The organism is Algoriphagus persicinus, from assembly GCF_035156415.1.
GTDB classification, from domain to species: domain Bacteria; phylum Bacteroidota; class Bacteroidia; order Cytophagales; family Cyclobacteriaceae; genus Algoriphagus; species Algoriphagus persicinus.
In genome coordinates this window covers 167,265-183,902 of the sequence record NZ_JAYEEY010000001.1, presented here as the reverse complement: position 1 = coordinate 183,902, position 16,638 = coordinate 167,265, and the positions used below count along the sequence as shown (strand labels likewise).

Sequence of the window (16,638 nt, the reverse complement as noted above, 5' to 3'; positions counted from 1 at the left end):
ACGAAGGAAACGGGATGGAATCTCGCATGGTAGATAATCATCCCAGTGTGTGACGCCTGCGACATGCTCGATTTCATAAAGAAATTTAGAAAAATTTAACAGCCAAAACCAACCCTAGTCCAAGTAATAAACCCGCTTCACACGAGTACTGATATTCGTCAGCAATTCATAGGGAATGGTTCCTATTTGATCAGCTAATTCTTTCAACGATATTTTTTCTCCATAGACAATCGCCTCATCCCCTGCCTTCACATTCATCCCGCTGACATCCACCATGCACATATCCATGCAGACATTTCCAATGACGTATGCCTTCTGGCCGTTGATCAACACATAGCCCTTACCATTGCTGAATCTGCGATCATAGCCATCAGCATAACCGATGGCGAGTGTGGCAATTTTGCCGCCGGAAGCCAAAACACCTTTCCGTGAATAACCTATCGTCTCGCCCGGATCAAGCTCTTTGATCTGCGAAATAGTGGTTCTCAGTGTGCTGATCGCCCGGAGAGCCAACTCATGCCTGCCAGTCACTTCCACGCCATACAGCCCAATACCAAGTCTCACCATATCAAATTGAAATTCCGGAAAAGCAACTATACCGGCAGAATTAAGTGCATGAATTAGAGGTTTATAGGGAATAATAGCGAGAATTTCATTTTTCATTTCTTCGAAATTCCTCATCTGTTCCATAGAAAATTCACGATGAATCTCCTCATCTGCCCCTACCAAATGGGTATAAATTGAAGCAATTTCCAAGTGTGGTTTTGATTGAATTAACTCTTTTAGAATACCCAGTTGCTTTCTCTCAAAACCCAATCTGTGCATCCCTGTGTCCAAATCAAGGTGTATTTTCATCTGTTTCTTATGAATAGAACACCAAGTAGCGAGGCTCTCAAAAAACTCCGGACTGAAAACTACAGGCTCTAGGTCAAACTCGCTGCATAGTCCAAAGGATTCCTGCATGGTATTCAATACCAAAATTGGGAGTCTGATTCCTTGCTTGCGCAAAGCAACCCCCTCATCCGAAAAAGCAACGCCCAAATAATCCGCGCCCATCATCTGAATTTGATTGGCTATTTCCACCGCTCCTCCACCATAGGCAAAAGCCTTCACCATCACCATTACTTTGGTTTTGGGTGAAATAAGCATTTTGTAAAAATTATAATTGTGCGTGAGCGCATTGAGATTGATTTCTAGTGTGGTGCCATGTAGTCGCTGCTGAAGTCGATTTACTACTTCCTCAAAACCAAAAACACGCGCTCCAGTGACTAGAATCAGATCATTCTGAAAAGATTCGGGATCTAGGCTGGACAAAAGCTCTGATGTAGAACTAAAGCCTCTGAAAGATTCAGGAAACACTTTCGCCAAACAGTAAATCTCCTTGCCTACACCAATTAGTTGATCAAACTGGTATTTCTTAATCAACTCAGCAACTTCTCCATAAATTATCTCTGGGGATCCTTGCTGCAACAAATCCGACAAAATCAGGATTTTTCGTCTCTTAGCCCGCTGCTGCTGCATAAAGTCCAGCGCAACCTTCAATCCTGCCAAGTCATTATTATAAGTATCATCGATGAGCAACGAGTCATTGATGCCGGGCTTTAGCGTAAGACGCATATCCACTGACTTCAACTGCGCAATTCCTTCCTCGATTGACGATGCACTTTGCCCCAAAGTCATTGCGGCTACGATCACATGTGTAATGTTTTCTAATGAAGCCACATCAGTGAATGGCACCTGAAAAGTATGGGTGCTGAGATCCGATTTCATCAAGATCAGCCGAGCTCCAGGTGTTTTTACTTTCACCGACCTGGTAAATTCTGCTCCTGATCGATCTGACCATCCCACTAATTTTTCCACAGAAAAACGTGCTTCAATTTGCTTAGAAACCTCTTTTTGATCTGTACAGTAAACCAAAAAGCTAGCATCCTCAAAAAGTGAAAGTTTCTCTTCTAGCTTAGATTCCAAGCTCCCAAAGCCTTCTTGATGTGCAGTTCCGAGATTGGTGAATATTCCTAGATCTGGCTCGATCATCTCTTGCAATGCCGACATTTCTCCCGCTTTGGAAATACCTGCTTCAAGAATTGCTACTTGATGGTAGGGCTCGATTCCGAAGATTGAAAGGGGAACTCCAACTTGGGAATTGTAGCTCTTAGGACTTTTCGCCACGGCATATTTTTGTCCTAAAATCTGTCCTAGCCATTCTTTAACTATTGTTTTTCCATTACTACCGGTTATGCTTACCACAGGCTTTGTAAAAAGCTTTCTCTGATATTTGGCTAAAAGCTGCAAAGCTCTACGTGTATCCGAAACTTGGATAAAACTAACTTCGGGATAGGATAAGCCTTCAAAATCGAGATGTACCAAAAATGTTTTAACACCCAAGGCCACTAGTTGAGCTATAAAATCAACACCGTCAGCTTTGGCGCCTCTTAATGCTATAAATAGCGTTTTGTCAGGATGAAGAATTTGTCTTGAATCAATGGCTATTTGAGAAACCCACAAGTCATCATTTCCATTGACTAGGCTTCCTTTTGTGATTTCAGCGATTTGCTTTTGACTAATTTCCTGAAACATCCTGCTCCGGATTTATTTTTTTTTTCTTAAAAAACACCTGCTTTACCCATCGAGGAAGGAAAAAGGCTCCTAAAATCAAATATGGATAGTAGGATAGAAGTCTCCACAAAATGCTAGTAACGAACGTATAGTTGGTCAAGAACTCAGTAAAGAATTGGCCAAAGAAAAACTCCGCTGTCCCGCTGCTACCGGGAGTCGGCGAGATCATCATCACAATCCACATGATCACTTGACGGGCAAACACAATGACATGCTCGTATGCTGCCAAAGGCACAAATGCGGAAATAAGCGCATTAAGCATTAAATATCTTGAGCTCCAAATAAAGATCGTGACTAAGGTGATGGGCACCCAATAATTCCATCTTTTTCCAGAAAGCTCCTTAGATGCTTCAATGATTTGGTTGCCATATTCTTGCGCATCGTGCTTCCACTTTCTCAGCCATTTGATGGAAAAAACCTTAATCAGTACCCATTTAAAGACTCTTGGCCTATAAAACAAAGCCGCTGCCATTATTAGACTGTAAGACGCATAAAGCGAATACGAAATCCAGAAAATGGCCTCCAAGCTATTTTCTAGTTGCATCTCAAGTACTTTGCTCTCTGGAAATATATTCCCTTTGGCTAAAAAGAGGATAATGGGAGCACCAATCACAAAAAATAGATTGTCCAAAATCGCCGTCACCATTACGTATGCTACCGCTCTTCCAAGTTTGATTCCTTCCTTATTCAGGATAAAAATCGCTACGGCTGTCCCACCAACAACTGAGGGCGTCACAGCAGAAGCAAATTCCCAAAGGATGATGACATAAATCGACCGCTTCCAGGTCAAATGCCTGTCTGTAATTTCTCTTATTCTATATACGTAGCCTACATCTCGAAATAAAATGACCACAATTGCCAGAATAACCCAAGGCATAGAGGCATCAAAAACCCCGCTTAGAGAGTCCTTATTTACCGATGGGTCTAAGTAAAACATGCCGAACACAATGGCCAAACCAATAATTACCGGTACCCAAATTTTATTCGGATTCAGCGTTTGAAAGATCTTTTTGTTATCCAATTTCATACGTTAGACAGCAACAATTGGCTCAGTCTTTTCCACCCAAAAGTTATTGAAACCATCTCCCATGATGATGGTAACTAATGAAAGTTGTAGTAATTCTAAAATGGCTAGAAAGGTATAAATCACAAAAATCTTGTCGGGTTTGTAGCTGATGAACTCAGCGAATGGTACTTTTTTCTTAAAGCTGACTTTCTCCAAGACAAAGTCTTTTTGCTGGGAAATAGTATATGGATACTGGATTACGGTGTGTTTTGTTTCATCCTCACGTGATGCCATTTTGGCCATGGTTCGCTGGAAGACCTTCAGCAATTTGTACAAATCCATGTCTTGCATTTCTGCATCCACCTCATCCACCTTGCTAAGGGTTTTCAGCTCTGACGCGATATTACCGCGCTTTTGCTTAGACATCTCTTTTCCCTCCATGGAGGAAAGGACTTCAATAACAGATTTGTACTTTTTGTATTCCAGTAGATTCCTTATCAATTCCTCACGAGGATCTATTTCTTCTCCTTCCTCATTCAGCTCTGGTCTGGGCAAAAGCATCCGAGATTTGATCCTCATGAGCGTAGCTGCAAAAAGGATAAAATCACTGGCCACTTCCATTTCCATTTGCTCCATCTGATGTACATAATCCAGGAAGTCGTTGGTAATCTTGGAAATAGGAATGTCATAAATATCCAGTTCATCACGCTCGATGAAGAAAAGCATTAGGTCAAAAGGACCTTCGAAGAGTGGTAATTTGATTTCGAAACTCAAAGGATATTTAAATTATTGGTTAATTTTGCCACCTTGTTGTCAAAGATATTCAATTAAGCTAAATTAATTGGAAAGGCTGGAGAAAGAGGCAATCGCCTTTAAACCAAATTAACTTGATTGGAAAAACAAAGAAGCACATTTATTGTTATTCTAATCTGAACACATTATCGCTGAAAAATGCTGATTGAACCTGGAGAATTATTAGCCCAAATAAACAGTCCCGCAGACCTTAAGAAATTTCCTAAGGAAAAACTGGTTCAAATCTGTGATGAACTTCGCCAGTACATTATTGATAACGTGTCCGTTTATGGGGGTCATTTCAGTGCCAATCTTGGGGTAGTAGAGCTTACAGTTGCCCTACATTATGTCCTCAATACTCCCGAAGATCAGTTAGTTTGGGATGTAGGACATCAGGCATATGGTCATAAAATCCTTACAGAAAGAAGGCCGCGTTTTCACACCAACCGTCTTTACGGTGGGCTTTCTGGATTCCCAAAAAGAAAAGAAAGCGAGTACGATACATTTGGTGTAGGACACTCCAGCACATCTATTTCCGCAGCATTGGGAATGGCTGTAGCTTCTCAATACAAAGGTCTGACTAAAAAACAGCACGTCGCTGTGATCGGTGATGGGTCGATGACTGGTGGAATGGCTTTCGAAGCAATGAATCATGCCGGGGTAAGTAACACCAACTTATTGATCATCCTGAATGATAATTGCATGGCCATTGACCCAAATGTGGGTGCGCTTAAAGATTACTTAACAGACATCACTACTTCCAAAACCTACAATAAAGCAAAAGATGAAGTTTGGAAGATTTTAGGCAAACTAAGCAAGTTTGGAAGCAGCGCTCAGGATGTAATATCCAAAGTAGAAGGAGGAATTAAATCTGCCTTACTCAATCAAAGTAATCTTTTCGAATCATTAAACCTCAGATACTTCGGTCCGGTAGATGGCCATGATGTAAATCATCTGGCAGAAGTGCTGAAGGATCTGAAAGATATTCCAGGGCCAAAAATTCTTCATTGCGTTACGATGAAAGGGAAAGGATATGGTCCTGCAGAAAAAGGAAATCAAACAACTTGGCATGCGCCAGGGGCATTTGATAAAGTAACCGGAGAAATATACAAAACAACACCAAGTACCCCTCAAGCACCAAAATATCAGGATGTTTTTGGACATACCTTAGTGGAACTCGCAGAACTAAATGATAAAATCATGGGAGTGACTCCAGCGATGCCCTCCGGTTCATCTATGAATATTATGATGAAAGCGATGCCTAATCGGGCATTTGACGTAGGAATCGCCGAGCAACATGCAGTTACTTTTTCGGCTGGGTTGGCTACACAGGGATTAGTTCCTTTCTGTAATATTTATTCTACTTTCATACAGCGTGCATACGATCAGGTGTTGCATGACGTATGCCTGCAAAACCTTCCAGTAGTGTTTTGTTTGGATCGAGCTGGCTTTGCTGGTGCCGACGGACCTACACACCATGGCGCTTATGATATTGCTTTCTTCAGATGCATTCCTAATCTGGTCGTTTCGGCTCCGATGAACGAGGAAGAACTTCGAAACATGATGTATTCTGCCTCCATTCATAATGGCCCATACTCGATCCGGTACCCTAGAGGTAAAGGTGTGATGCCAGAGTGGAAAATGCCTTTTGAGATGATTCCTGTCGGACAAGGAAGAATCCTAAAAGAAGGTGAAGAGATCGCAATTTTAACGATTGGACACATTGGCAATTATGCCGTAGATGCCTGCGAAAAACTTGAAAAAGAGGGATTAAACCCTGCCCATTACGATATGCGATTTGTGAAGCCACTGGATGAGGAGCTACTTCATGAGATTTTTGGCAAATTCAAAAAGGTAATTACAGTAGAAGATGGTTGCTTGATGGGAGGGTTTGGCTCGGCTGTGATCGAATGGATGATGGATCACGGCTATCAGGCTCAAGTGAAGCGTCTGGGTATTCCTGACGAAATCATTGAGCATGGCGAGCAACATGAATTACATAGAGAATGCGGCTTTGATCCAGAAGGAATTGCTGCCACAGTGAGAAGCCTTACAGGGGTTTCAAAAACTATATTGTAATATGTCTCCAATATATTTTTTCGAAAAAGGCCAAGGGCAACCTGTTGTCCTTATTCATGGTTTCTGTGAAATCGGGGAAATGTGGAGAGGTTTTGCCGATTCTTTATCTAAGGACTTCAGGGTAATTTGCCCAAACCTACCCGGATGTGACAAATCCCCGATTCAATCAGATACCATTCAACTAGAGGAAGTCGCAGTACTTTTGGAAGAATGGATGGAAGAAAACGATATTCAAGATCCTATAGTCATCGGTCATTCACTGGGAGGATATGTGACTTTGGCACTGCTGGAATTGTTGGGAAATAAACTCAAAGCCGTTGGCCTTTTTCATTCCACAGCCTTTGCAGATGATGAGGTGAAAAAAGCGATGCGGGACAGAACGGTCATTTTTCTAAAAAAGCACGGGGTAGATACCTTTGTGACTTCATTTGTACCTCCGCTAATTCCCGAGCAGAAAAGAGATGATTTTCAAATTGAAATTGCTGAGGCTATAGCTCAAGGAAAGTATTCCACATTGAATGGTTTAATTGCCTATTCCAGAGCTATGCGGGATAGAAAGGATCGTTTTGAGGTATTGAGGAATTATTCTGGACCGAAGCTGATGATAGCAGGCACTTTGGACGGAGCTATAAAGATCGATGCCAGCCGAGCCCATAAACACGCAGTCACTGACTATTATGAGCTGGAAGGAGTCGGCCATTTGGGTATGATTGAGCGAAAAGAGGAAAGTATAGAGATTTTGAGGGAATTTTGTGGGAAGGTTATACTATGATCTTCTCGACTTCAGAGATTAGAATTTTTACTTTTTCTATGTAAGGAAACACAGTCTCTCTATCAAAATCAAATAAATCATCATAGTCTCCTTTTTGTCTCCAAGTAAAAAGCTGCGAATAAATTCTTCAAAATTCCTTATCAATTATACCTGTCTTGATGAATAGTACAGAAAATTTGGACTTAACACCATTATGTGTGTGTGAGTCTTGATTTTTTATAATAATCAATGCTGAAACTGCATAGAATGCAGCATAGTAAAGTCTATTGATTGCTGAATTCCATTTGTTGTTTTCAGCCAAAATTACAGCATCTTCAAAGGTTTCGTGAGCACGGGCCAATCGGTATTTTACAAGATCATTTTTAGAATTTCTCATTTAATACGAACAGCATCTTTGGAAATTTTCTCAAAAAGGAGAGTGGATCTCCTGGTTTTATTCCAGTCACTTTTCGAATATATAATCGGTGATATAATTGCTCCCGTTTGAAGTTCTAATTCATAGAAATCATCCATGATTGCTATTTCCTTTGACAAAGGGACATAATCGGAGTCCAATAACATTAAAATATCCCAGTCAGATGATTCGATAGCAGAGTCATTAGTTTGCGAACCAAAGAGATATAACTCTGAATTAGGATATCTCGAAGAAGCCATTTCCAAAATTCCTTTTACTATTTCCTCTTTATCAGACATATACAAAAATACTATAAAATTCTGGATGCCTTTCTCTTACTATATCTTCTGTTCAAAGACCCTCATCAATTTCTCCAAATACTCCTGATCCACCGCGTCAAAATAATCAAGCTGATCGGAATCAATATCTAATACCATAGCAACTACCCCTCCTTTGAACACTGGGACTACTATCTCAGATTTGGAAGCTGAGCTGCAGGCAATATGGCCAGGAAACGCATCCACATCTGGAACAAGAATAGTCTTTCCTTCTTGCCAGGCAGTTCCACAAACACCCTTACCCATGGAAATCCTTGTGCAGGCAATAGGCCCTTGAAATGGCCCTAAGACTAACTGATTTTCTTTAGTTAAATAAAATCCTACCCAAAAAAAATCAAATGCTTCCTTTAGCGCAGCAGAGATATTTGCAAGGTTTGCGTAAAGGTCGGGTTCGCCAGTGATCAGAGCTTCGATCTGTGGTAAAATCGCTTCGTATTTTTCGACTTTCGTTGCCGACTCAGGAATGTAAAGACTTTCAGACATGATAATAAATTCTTAAGGTATCTTCCAAGATTTCTATGGTCTCAGATACTGGGGCAGGGGGGATAGGAGCTGCTATCCCACTGCCAAATTTGTTACTGCTTGTAAACACGCGCGCTTCGTCCCAAAGTTCGGATGCCAAAAATTTATTCAATAAATACCTTCCTCCTTCAATAAGTACACTTTGAATATTCCGCTGATGGAGATCTTCCAAAATATCCTTTACCTGAAACCCTGAATTCAACTTAACAAACTCCAGTGTTCCTCTCACTTCAGCTTTCTGTGTATTGTAGCAAATCGTGGGAACCGCTTCATCAAAAAGTTTAAGGGTATTTGGTAGCTCCAGCTTACTGTCAATGACCACCCGCAGCGGGTTTTTACCAACCCAATCTCTAACATTCAGCGCTGGATCGTCGTATTTGGCGGTAGTTTTGCCAACCATGATCGCATCTTCTTCGGCTCGCCATTTGTGCACTAGCTGCCGACTAGCAGAATTGGTAATCCATTTGGAAGAGTAATCTTCCCTAGCCACAAAACCATCTTGAGTCTGTGCCCATTTCAAAATCACATATGGCCGCCTCTTTTCGATTTGAGTGAAAAAACGCTTGTTTTGAAACCGAGCTTCTTTCTCCAAAAGTCCTGTTTCCACTTCGATTCCACCTTCTTTAAGTATCTGAATTCCTTTGCCACCAACTAACGGATTGGAATCAAATGCAGCAATAACAACTTTCTTCACCTTCTTCCCTACCAAAAGATTAGCACAGGGTGGCGTTTTGCCAAAATGTGCACAAGGCTCCAACGTCACATAAACAGTAGACTTAACAAGTAATTCATGATTCTCTACAGAATTTATTGCATTGACTTCTGCATGCTCCTTGCCATAATCCTGATGATAGCCTTCGCCTATAATCTTACCTTGATACACGATCACACAGCCCACCATGGGGTTTGGGCTTACTTTTCCCCGACCTAATACAGCCAGATCAAGGGCACGTTGCATGTATCTACCAGCAGAAATCATCAAGGCTTCTTCTTAAGTGTAACCGGAATGAAAACAGTATCATTTCTCTCTACTACATCGACTGAAAAGGCTGTGTCTAGGTAGAGATCGTCCTTAGCATCAATGTAAATCTCATAAGATCCCGCAGGAACTCTGAAGTTGTACTTCCCAGAGGCATCTGTATGAGTCGAGAACGTATCCTTTTCGCCAGTTAAAATTAGGGCAGGGTAAAGGGTAAGAGGTTTTATAACACCACTTATTTTCCCTGTTCCAGTACCTTTGGTCAACGTGAACCTTGGATCCAACCCGTAAGTAAGGGGAGACTCAGAAACTTGCACGATAGATTTTTCTAGATCTAAATCCAACAGGATGTCGTATGATGTTCCTTGCTCAATATCAATCGATGTTGCCAAACTTATCTTGTTTTCAGATGGATCTGACAGCGCCAAATCAAACTTTTTTTCTTTCAAAAACATGGAATGATCGTTCCCCAAAATAATTGTCGCATTGATAATTTGTCCTATGGGCAGTTCACTTCTGCCCAAAAGTAACGCATTGCCAGCTACTAAATCACTGATTTTTATACGCTTGTCTCCGGATTTATATTCTAAGTAAAAGGTCTGACTTTCGGTCTCTCTTCCCTGCACCAAAACCTCAATATCCACTCCTTCAATTTCCACAAAAACAGAATCCCATTTGGCAGGACTATCTATCAAAATCAGATTTAAAAGTGCCTTTGGGCTAGAATCTGAACCTTCACATGCCGAGAAGAGTAGCATGCTGACTATAGGAATTAGATAAAAACAATGTTTTTTCACAGGGTAAATTTAGCCTAAATCTAGGGAATACAGTGATTCAAGCTATCCTTGATCAAAAAAATTAGAGTCTGTCTCATAAGTAGGGACAGACTCTAATTTGTACGGAATTTCAAATACTCATATCTCAGGCTGTTGATTTAAGTTTTGAGACAGCCTCTGTTTATCCTATTTCTGAGTCAATACTTCTGGATCAACAGTGGTAATCTTGCCGTCTTCTACTACAATCCCCTCTACTACACGAATATCGAATAATTCATTTGGGGTAAATGTCAAGGTATAAATACCATCATCAAGTCCTGTGATTTTATAGTTGCCGCTTGCATCAGCAAATGTGTTCATCGTTTCCTCTCCATGTTGAACTGTTACTTGGATTGGCAGTGCTTCGGTAGGTAATACTTGCCCCATGATACCAGCAGAAACTTCATCCAAATATGCTCTCAAGACAGGCTTGAGGATGATTTGTCCAGAATTACCTGCCTCCACAATAGACTTCGCTGCATCAAAATCGATGATCAAATTATACGACATGCCACCATGGATTTCCTCATCCACCTTTATTTTTAATCCGCTTTGTTGCGCACTTGGGGTTTTCATATCAAAACGTTCACCGTTTTTGATCACATAATTATTTTCTCCAAGAATCAATCTGATCTGATCAATTTCCCCTTCAGGAAAATCCTCCGTTCCCAGAAGCTCGCTATTTCCTCCTGTCAGTGCTAATAAATTGATAGGCTGGCTTTCGTCATAAGTGATTTCTACCCAGGACGATTCATCCTCATCGTCATTCATCTGATCATCTATCCCATCTTCATCCACTTTGACCCGTACAGCCAGCACCTCAATCCAAACTTCATCATAGGATGCAGGCGCATCCACAAGATAAAAATTAACCCGCGCCGAACCGCCACTTGGATTGTCATCATCGGAGGAGCATGCCATAGCAAAGAAAGCAAGGCCTGCCGTCAGGAGGTAAGAAAATAAATTTTTCATGTTAATTAATATTGGTTTAGAATTTAGGATAGCCAATGACCATGCCAAGTCAAAAATAACAAATTATTGTAAAGTCAAGTAAAGTCTAAAGAGCTTCTTATTTTTGGGGATGATGAAATGGGAACGCCTTCTATCCCGAGGCAGATTTGGTGACAGTCCGGGATTTATACCTACACAAGTGGCTCGAAGTGAGTTTGAAGTAGATTATGATCGAATTATATTTTCCTCGCCTTTTCGAAATCTTCAAGATAAAACTCAAGTTTTTCCCCTGCCTGAACAGGCATTCGTTCATACAAGGCTGACGCACAGCTTAGAAGTGTCCAGCGTGGGTAGATCTCTAGGCAAGGCAGCTGGAGAAATGCTATTGGAAAAGTATCCACTTTTGAATAAAACAGAAATTACACCTTTTGAAATCGGTGCTATTGTGGCTGCTGCTTCTTTGACGCATGATATTGGAAATCCTCCTTTTGGTCATGCAGGGGAGGAAGCTATCTCAGATTTTTTCAAATTTCATCCGGCAGGAAAATGCTGGGAATCTCATGTCCGTACAGAGCAATTAGCTGATCTGTGCAATTTTGAGGGAAATGCTCAAGGTTTCAGAATGCTTGTTTCAAAGCAATTTGGGCTAAAACTCACGTATGCGACCTTGGCTGCATTCTCAAAATATCCCCGGCCAAGCATGATTGCACAGCGGGATATAGCTCGAAGAAGTCAGAAAAAATATGGCTTTTTCATCAATCAATTGGTTGATTTTGAGCAAATGGGAACTGTATTGGGAATGGAGAAATCTAGTTCAGAATGCTGGTATCGCCATCCATTAGCTTTTTTGGTGGAAGCTGCAGATGATATTTGCTATAGCATCATCGATCTGGAAGATGGCTGCACGCTAGGCTTGGTAAGTTTTGAAGAAACGGTGGCACTTCTTGCGCCGATTTTGAAAGATAAATTTGACCCAAACAAACTCAAGGAGCCTAGGTCTATAGCACAAAATCTTGGCGCACTGCGTGCCTTGGCAATTGGGGAGTTAATCAGCGAATGTGTAGAGGTATTTGCCAACTATGAGGAAGGTATGTGCAAGGGAAATTTTGATAAAGCATTAACTGATATCATACCTTCTGCCAAAGCACTTCAGAAAATCACAGAGGTTTCAGTTCAAAAAATCTATAGATCACAGGTAGTTTTAGAAAAAGAAGCTGCAGGATTTCAAGTTTTAGAAGGTCTGCTGGAAGTTTTTTCCAAAGCGCTTTACCATCAGTTTTATGATCCGGATAAATTCTCGGGTCAGGATAAAAGTATCCTAAGGCTACTACCAGAAGATTTCCCACTGAAAGGATGGGGAGCTGAAGTCAATCCTTATCCCTTGCTTAGATGTTTGGTCGATTTCATTTCTGGAATGACAGACAAATATGCCCTGAATCTCTACCGCAGAGTGAAGGGTATTTCTTTCCCGGGCTCTTAACGCACAGCCATGTTCTTCTCTGCCTTTCCGAGAGAATATTTGATTCTCACACTTCGTCCATGAGGTAGGCCTGAAACTTCCAAAACTATCTCAGAACCAAACTCCCATGCAAGCTCAAAAGCTGCACACGCATCGTGCACATACACCACAAGTCCAGCGTTCTTAGCTTCATTATCGGCAATGAGTTTAGTTACCAATAGGGTGGTATTTAACCCGCATTATGCATTAGCAAATCTACTACGGCTTCAAACCGCTTCAAAATCAGTCGCTATGCTTCACTTTTCGCTCTCACCGTAGCGGTGCTACGACTCGATCTCCAAAGTGACTGATTTTCTTGCAGTTTGAACCCTCGTTACGAATCCTAATGCATAGTCCGGGTTTAAGAACTTGATTTCCAAAATCATAATACTGAATTAGTGATGCTCGATTTCATCTGATTATAATTGATTTTTTATGGTCAGATAGCCTGTCCCGTCCGCCGCGGCGGATCGGGAGAATCTCGCATGGTAGATAAACATCCCAGTGTGTGACGCCTGCGACATGCTCGATTTCATTGCTGCTTTCGCTGTTATAGCAAATAATATCCCTTTTTCATATTAAAAAAATAACCCCGCGGCTCAAATCTTGTTCTTATTTGAAAGCTTAATTCAAATAAATTCGTATCTAACGCAGGCTGTAATCTATACATTTTACCAAAATCACCAATTGGCTTATTAAAACTCATATATGAAAAAGACACTCATCATCATTTTAGGTGTATTTCTGTTTTTGATAGCAGCTGCAGCTGCTGTTCCTTTTCTATTCAAAGATAAAATTGCTGCCCGGATTGACCGGGAAATTGCCCAATCTGTGAATGCTAAAGTCATTTATGACCTTGACAAAGTGAGTTTAAGCCTTTTTAGAAATTTCCCGAATGTATCTGCCAGTATCAAGGATATCAATGTGGTGGGAAATGCACCATTTCAAACCGATACCCTGATTTCTCTGCGTGAACTAGCTGTTGATTTCAATCTTAAATCTGTACTCTTTGATGATTACCCAACCTTAACTGGCGTGCATTTTAACGGAGGGAATGTTTACATCAAAGTCCTGGACGATGGTACCGCAAATTATGACATCACATTTCCATCGGAAGAAGTAAGCGAAGAACCCACAGCAAGCAATTTTCAAATCGGTATCGATAGGGTGGAAGTGAGCAATGTGAATCTAGTTTACGACGACAGACAGCTCAATTATTTTATGGCTTTGGGAGCAATAAACGCCAAAGGATCCGGTGAGTTCACTGCAAATGTCTATGATTTGCCACTCGAAATGGAAGCACTAATAGCAGACATTACTTATGAGGACATCAGCTACCTTTCCAATAAAACCTTCAAAGGGGAAACCCTACTGAATATTGATTTGGAGAATATGAAATTCACACTGGATGAAAGCAAACTTCAGTTGAATGATTTCCTTTTTGGATTGAATGGCTTTCTCGCGATGCCTGGTGATGATATTGAAGTGGATGTAGCCATTGAAGGCATCGACAATGAGTTCAAAAGTATTTTATCCCTAGTTCCAGGCATTTATTCAGATAGTTTCTCCAGTTTGACAACTTCTGGAACGATGGATTTCAACGGAAAAATCAATGGAATTTATAATGAGGAGAAATTTCCGTCTTTCGATATTTCGCTGAAAGTTGCCGACGGCATGTTTCAATATCCAGACTTGCCAAGGCCGGTGAAAAATGTGAATCTCGACCTCCAAGTCAAAAACGAAACCGACAACATCGATAATACTTCTATTTCTATTCCTGCATTCAATCTGGACTTTGGAAGTAATCCGATTTCCGGGAAATTGTATTTATCCGATTTGGTGAGCTACACCATTGATGCTGCGCTGAAAGGCAAACTTAACCTCGAAGAGCTGACTTCCATTTTCCCGATTGAAGGCATTGCTTTGAAGGGAAATCTGGATGTGGATGCTACCGCAAAAGGAAAGTATGACTCAGCGGCAGGCATTATACCTGCGATCAACGCCAAGCTGCTCTTGGCAAACGGGTATGTGAAAAGTGCGGATTATCCTGCACCGATCGAGAAACTGAACGTAAACGCATCTGTCCAAAATCCTAGTGGGAGTATGACGGATTTCCTGGTTGATCTGAGTCGATTCGGTTTTGAGCTAGAAGGTGAAGCAATCAATGGAAAGATGAAAATCCGTGATTTCGACCAGCTGATCTGGGATGGAGAGATCAAGGGAGGAGTAGATTTAAAGAAGATTTTGGCCATTTTTCCGATGGAAGATATGATTATGGAAGGCCGAATTCAGGCGGATATCAATACAAAAGGTTCTTATGCAGCCGTAAAAGCTGAAAAATACAATCAGTTGGAAACTCGTGGCTCTATGGATATCAGCAATTTCAGCTATTCATCAGTTGATGTTCCTCAGGGAGTTCAAATCGCTAAGGCAAAAGCAGAATTCACTCCAGAACGCATTAACCTGACCGAACTCGATTCTAAAATTGGTGAAAGTCCCCTTCAAGCAACAGGTTCACTTTCCAATTACATGAACTATTTCTTGGGAGAAAACGGCACGCTAAAAGGACAACTAGCTATGAACAGTAGCAGATTTAATGTGAATGAATGGATGAGTGAAGATGCCTCCACCGACACTACAAGTGCCAAACTTTCAGTCATCGAGCTACCAGCAAATATTGATTTCAACATGACTGTGACGGCTAATGAAGTACTCTATGACAACTTGAGCCTCAAAGATGTGAAAGGAAATTTATCCCTAAAGGATGGCGTTTTGACCTTCTCAGATGCTACGATGAAAACTATGGGGGGCACTATAAGTTTGGCAGGTAATTACGATCCAAGGGATCTCACCGCTCCTGCATTTAATTTCAACCTCAATATCGCAGAGCTTAGCATTGCTCAGGCATTCAAGTCCTTCAATACCATAAAGGCTTTTGCTCCAATTGCTCAAAACTTGACTGGAAAATTCAACTCAAATCTTAATTTCTCAGGAAAGCTCGGGCAGGACATGATGCCATTACTGTCTAGTCTGGATGGACAGGGATTGCTAAAAGTGGCCGAAACAGCCTTGAAAGACAGTAAAATTCTGGAAGGAATCACCAGTCTCACCAAACTTAAAGATGTCAATACCCTTCAAATGAAAAACATTGCCATTCCTATCTCTATCGAAAATGGGGTGATGGATGTGAAGCCATTTGATGTGAAACTTTGGGATTACGAAGCCAAGGTGCAGGGAACTGCTGGTTTTGATGGCTCCATTAATTATTTGATCAATCTACAAATTCCGGCAGGGAAGTTTGGTGCACAGGCAAACTCGCTACTTGCCACTATTTCTGGTACTTCGATGGATGAAAACAGCACAATTCCAGTGGCTTTGAACCTATCTGGAACCTACAATTCACCTAAAATTACCCTAGCTGGCGGAAATAGCATAGAGTCTTTGCTCGCCAATGCATTGAAAGCAAGAGTTAGCGGAGAGGCCAAAGGCTTACAAACACAGGCTACGGAACAATTCAATGCAGCTCAAGACAGCATGAAGCAAGTGCTCAAAGCGAAATCAGCAGTAGCTCAGGATAGTGCCAAAAAGGAACTTGAAAAACAAGTGGACGTAGCTAAGGACAAAGCGGTGGACGAAGCGGTGGACGAAGCGAAGAAGTTGTTGAAAGGTTTCTTCCCTAAAAGTACTCCTACTGCAAAACCTGATACGACTATAGTAAAGAAGGATTGATTTGATAGTGGTCAGTTGCCTCCAATGCCTACTGCAACTGTAAACTAAAGCCAGCTGAGGACTGTGGGTAAGTTTATGGCCACTTGGCTAGTAAGATGGTAGAGATAAATCAAAAAAAACAGGAGCTTGTGGCTCCTGCTAATTGCT

The 16,638-nt window shown here is 41.3% G+C and carries 14 protein-coding genes; 4 read left to right on the top strand and 10 right to left on the bottom strand.

Annotated features, from left to right (window positions below):
* Positions 1-114: 114 nt before the first annotated feature.
* Genes U3A58_RS00790 through U3A58_RS00780 form a run of 3 tightly spaced genes read right to left on the bottom strand, consistent with a single transcriptional unit; the run spans position 115 to position 4,396 of the window.
* Complete coding sequence (locus U3A58_RS00790) at positions 115-2,577, bottom strand: bifunctional UDP-N-acetylmuramoyl-tripeptide:D-alanyl-D-alanine ligase/alanine racemase (protein ID WP_323821465.1); 2,463 nt, start codon at positions 2,575-2,577, stop codon at positions 115-117.
* Positions 2,561-3,643, bottom strand: a complete 1,083-nt coding sequence (locus U3A58_RS00785) for a lysylphosphatidylglycerol synthase transmembrane domain-containing protein (protein WP_323821464.1) — start codon at positions 3,641-3,643, stop codon at positions 2,561-2,563. The genes U3A58_RS00790 and U3A58_RS00785 overlap by 17 nt, the downstream gene beginning before the upstream one ends.
* A gap of 3 nt (positions 3,644-3,646) precedes the next feature.
* The gene (locus U3A58_RS00780; RefSeq protein ID WP_323821463.1) at positions 3,647-4,396 is read right to left on the bottom strand and encodes a segregation and condensation protein A; all 750 of its coding nucleotides are present in this window, start codon (positions 4,394-4,396) and stop codon (positions 3,647-3,649) included.
* 177 nt (positions 4,397-4,573) lie between these two features.
* Between U3A58_RS00780 and dxs the strand changes: the two genes are divergently transcribed.
* Entirely contained in the window at positions 4,574-6,493 is a 1,920-nt protein-coding gene (gene dxs / locus U3A58_RS00775; RefSeq protein WP_323821462.1) for a 1-deoxy-D-xylulose-5-phosphate synthase, read from the top strand.
* A 1-nt stretch (position 6,494) separates the two neighbouring features.
* Positions 6,495-7,265 (top strand): alpha/beta fold hydrolase, encoded by a 771-nt coding sequence (locus tag U3A58_RS00770; RefSeq protein WP_323821461.1) that lies wholly within the window; start codon positions 6,495-6,497, stop codon positions 7,263-7,265.
* Between the two features lie 127 nt (positions 7,266-7,392).
* Here the strand turns inward: U3A58_RS00770 and U3A58_RS00765 are convergent, their stop codons facing one another.
* The 6 genes from U3A58_RS00765 to U3A58_RS00740 all read right to left on the bottom strand — a co-directional run bounded on the left by U3A58_RS00765 (position 7,393) and on the right by U3A58_RS00740 (position 11,285).
* The gene (locus U3A58_RS00765; protein ID WP_323821460.1) at positions 7,393-7,641 is read right to left on the bottom strand and encodes a HEPN domain-containing protein; all 249 of its coding nucleotides are present in this window, start codon (positions 7,639-7,641) and stop codon (positions 7,393-7,395) included.
* A complete protein-coding gene (locus tag U3A58_RS00760; protein ID WP_323821459.1) occupies positions 7,638-7,958 on the bottom strand; it encodes a nucleotidyltransferase domain-containing protein in 321 nt (106 codons plus the stop codon). The genes U3A58_RS00765 and U3A58_RS00760 overlap by 4 nt, the downstream gene beginning before the upstream one ends.
* A 39-nt stretch (positions 7,959-7,997) precedes the next feature.
* Entirely contained in the window at positions 7,998-8,480 is a 483-nt protein-coding gene (locus U3A58_RS00755) for a GAF domain-containing protein (protein ID WP_323821458.1), read from the bottom strand.
* On the bottom strand, positions 8,473-9,477 hold the full coding sequence (ribD, locus tag U3A58_RS00750; RefSeq protein ID WP_323821457.1) for a bifunctional diaminohydroxyphosphoribosylaminopyrimidine deaminase/5-amino-6-(5-phosphoribosylamino)uracil reductase RibD: 1,005 nt from the start codon (positions 9,475-9,477) through the stop codon (positions 8,473-8,475). Before ribD ends, U3A58_RS00755 begins: the two co-directional genes overlap by 8 nt.
* A gap of 20 nt (positions 9,478-9,497) precedes the next feature.
* A complete protein-coding gene (locus tag U3A58_RS00745) occupies positions 9,498-10,295 on the bottom strand; it encodes a DUF4382 domain-containing protein (RefSeq protein ID WP_323821456.1) in 798 nt (265 codons plus the stop codon).
* Positions 10,296-10,460: 165 nt separating this feature from the next.
* Positions 10,461-11,285: a DUF4382 domain-containing protein gene (locus U3A58_RS00740; protein WP_323821455.1), complete on the bottom strand. Its 825-nt coding sequence runs from the start codon at positions 11,283-11,285 to the stop codon at positions 10,461-10,463.
* 112 nt (positions 11,286-11,397) lie between these two features.
* Here U3A58_RS00740 and dgt point away from each other — a divergent pair, with 112 nt between their 5' ends.
* Complete coding sequence (dgt, locus tag U3A58_RS00735; RefSeq protein ID WP_323821638.1) at positions 11,398-12,744, top strand: dGTP triphosphohydrolase; 1,347 nt, start codon at positions 11,398-11,400, stop codon at positions 12,742-12,744.
* Here dgt and U3A58_RS00730 read toward each other — a convergent pair.
* On the bottom strand, positions 12,741-12,941 hold the full coding sequence (locus tag U3A58_RS00730) for a hypothetical protein (protein WP_323821454.1): 201 nt from the start codon (positions 12,939-12,941) through the stop codon (positions 12,741-12,743). The genes dgt and U3A58_RS00730 overlap by 4 nt on opposite strands.
* A 529-nt stretch (positions 12,942-13,470) precedes the next feature.
* Here U3A58_RS00730 and U3A58_RS00725 point away from each other — a divergent pair.
* The gene (locus U3A58_RS00725; RefSeq protein WP_323821453.1) at positions 13,471-16,491 is read left to right on the top strand and encodes an AsmA-like C-terminal region-containing protein; all 3,021 of its coding nucleotides are present in this window, start codon (positions 13,471-13,473) and stop codon (positions 16,489-16,491) included.
* Positions 16,492-16,638 lie beyond the last annotated feature (147 nt).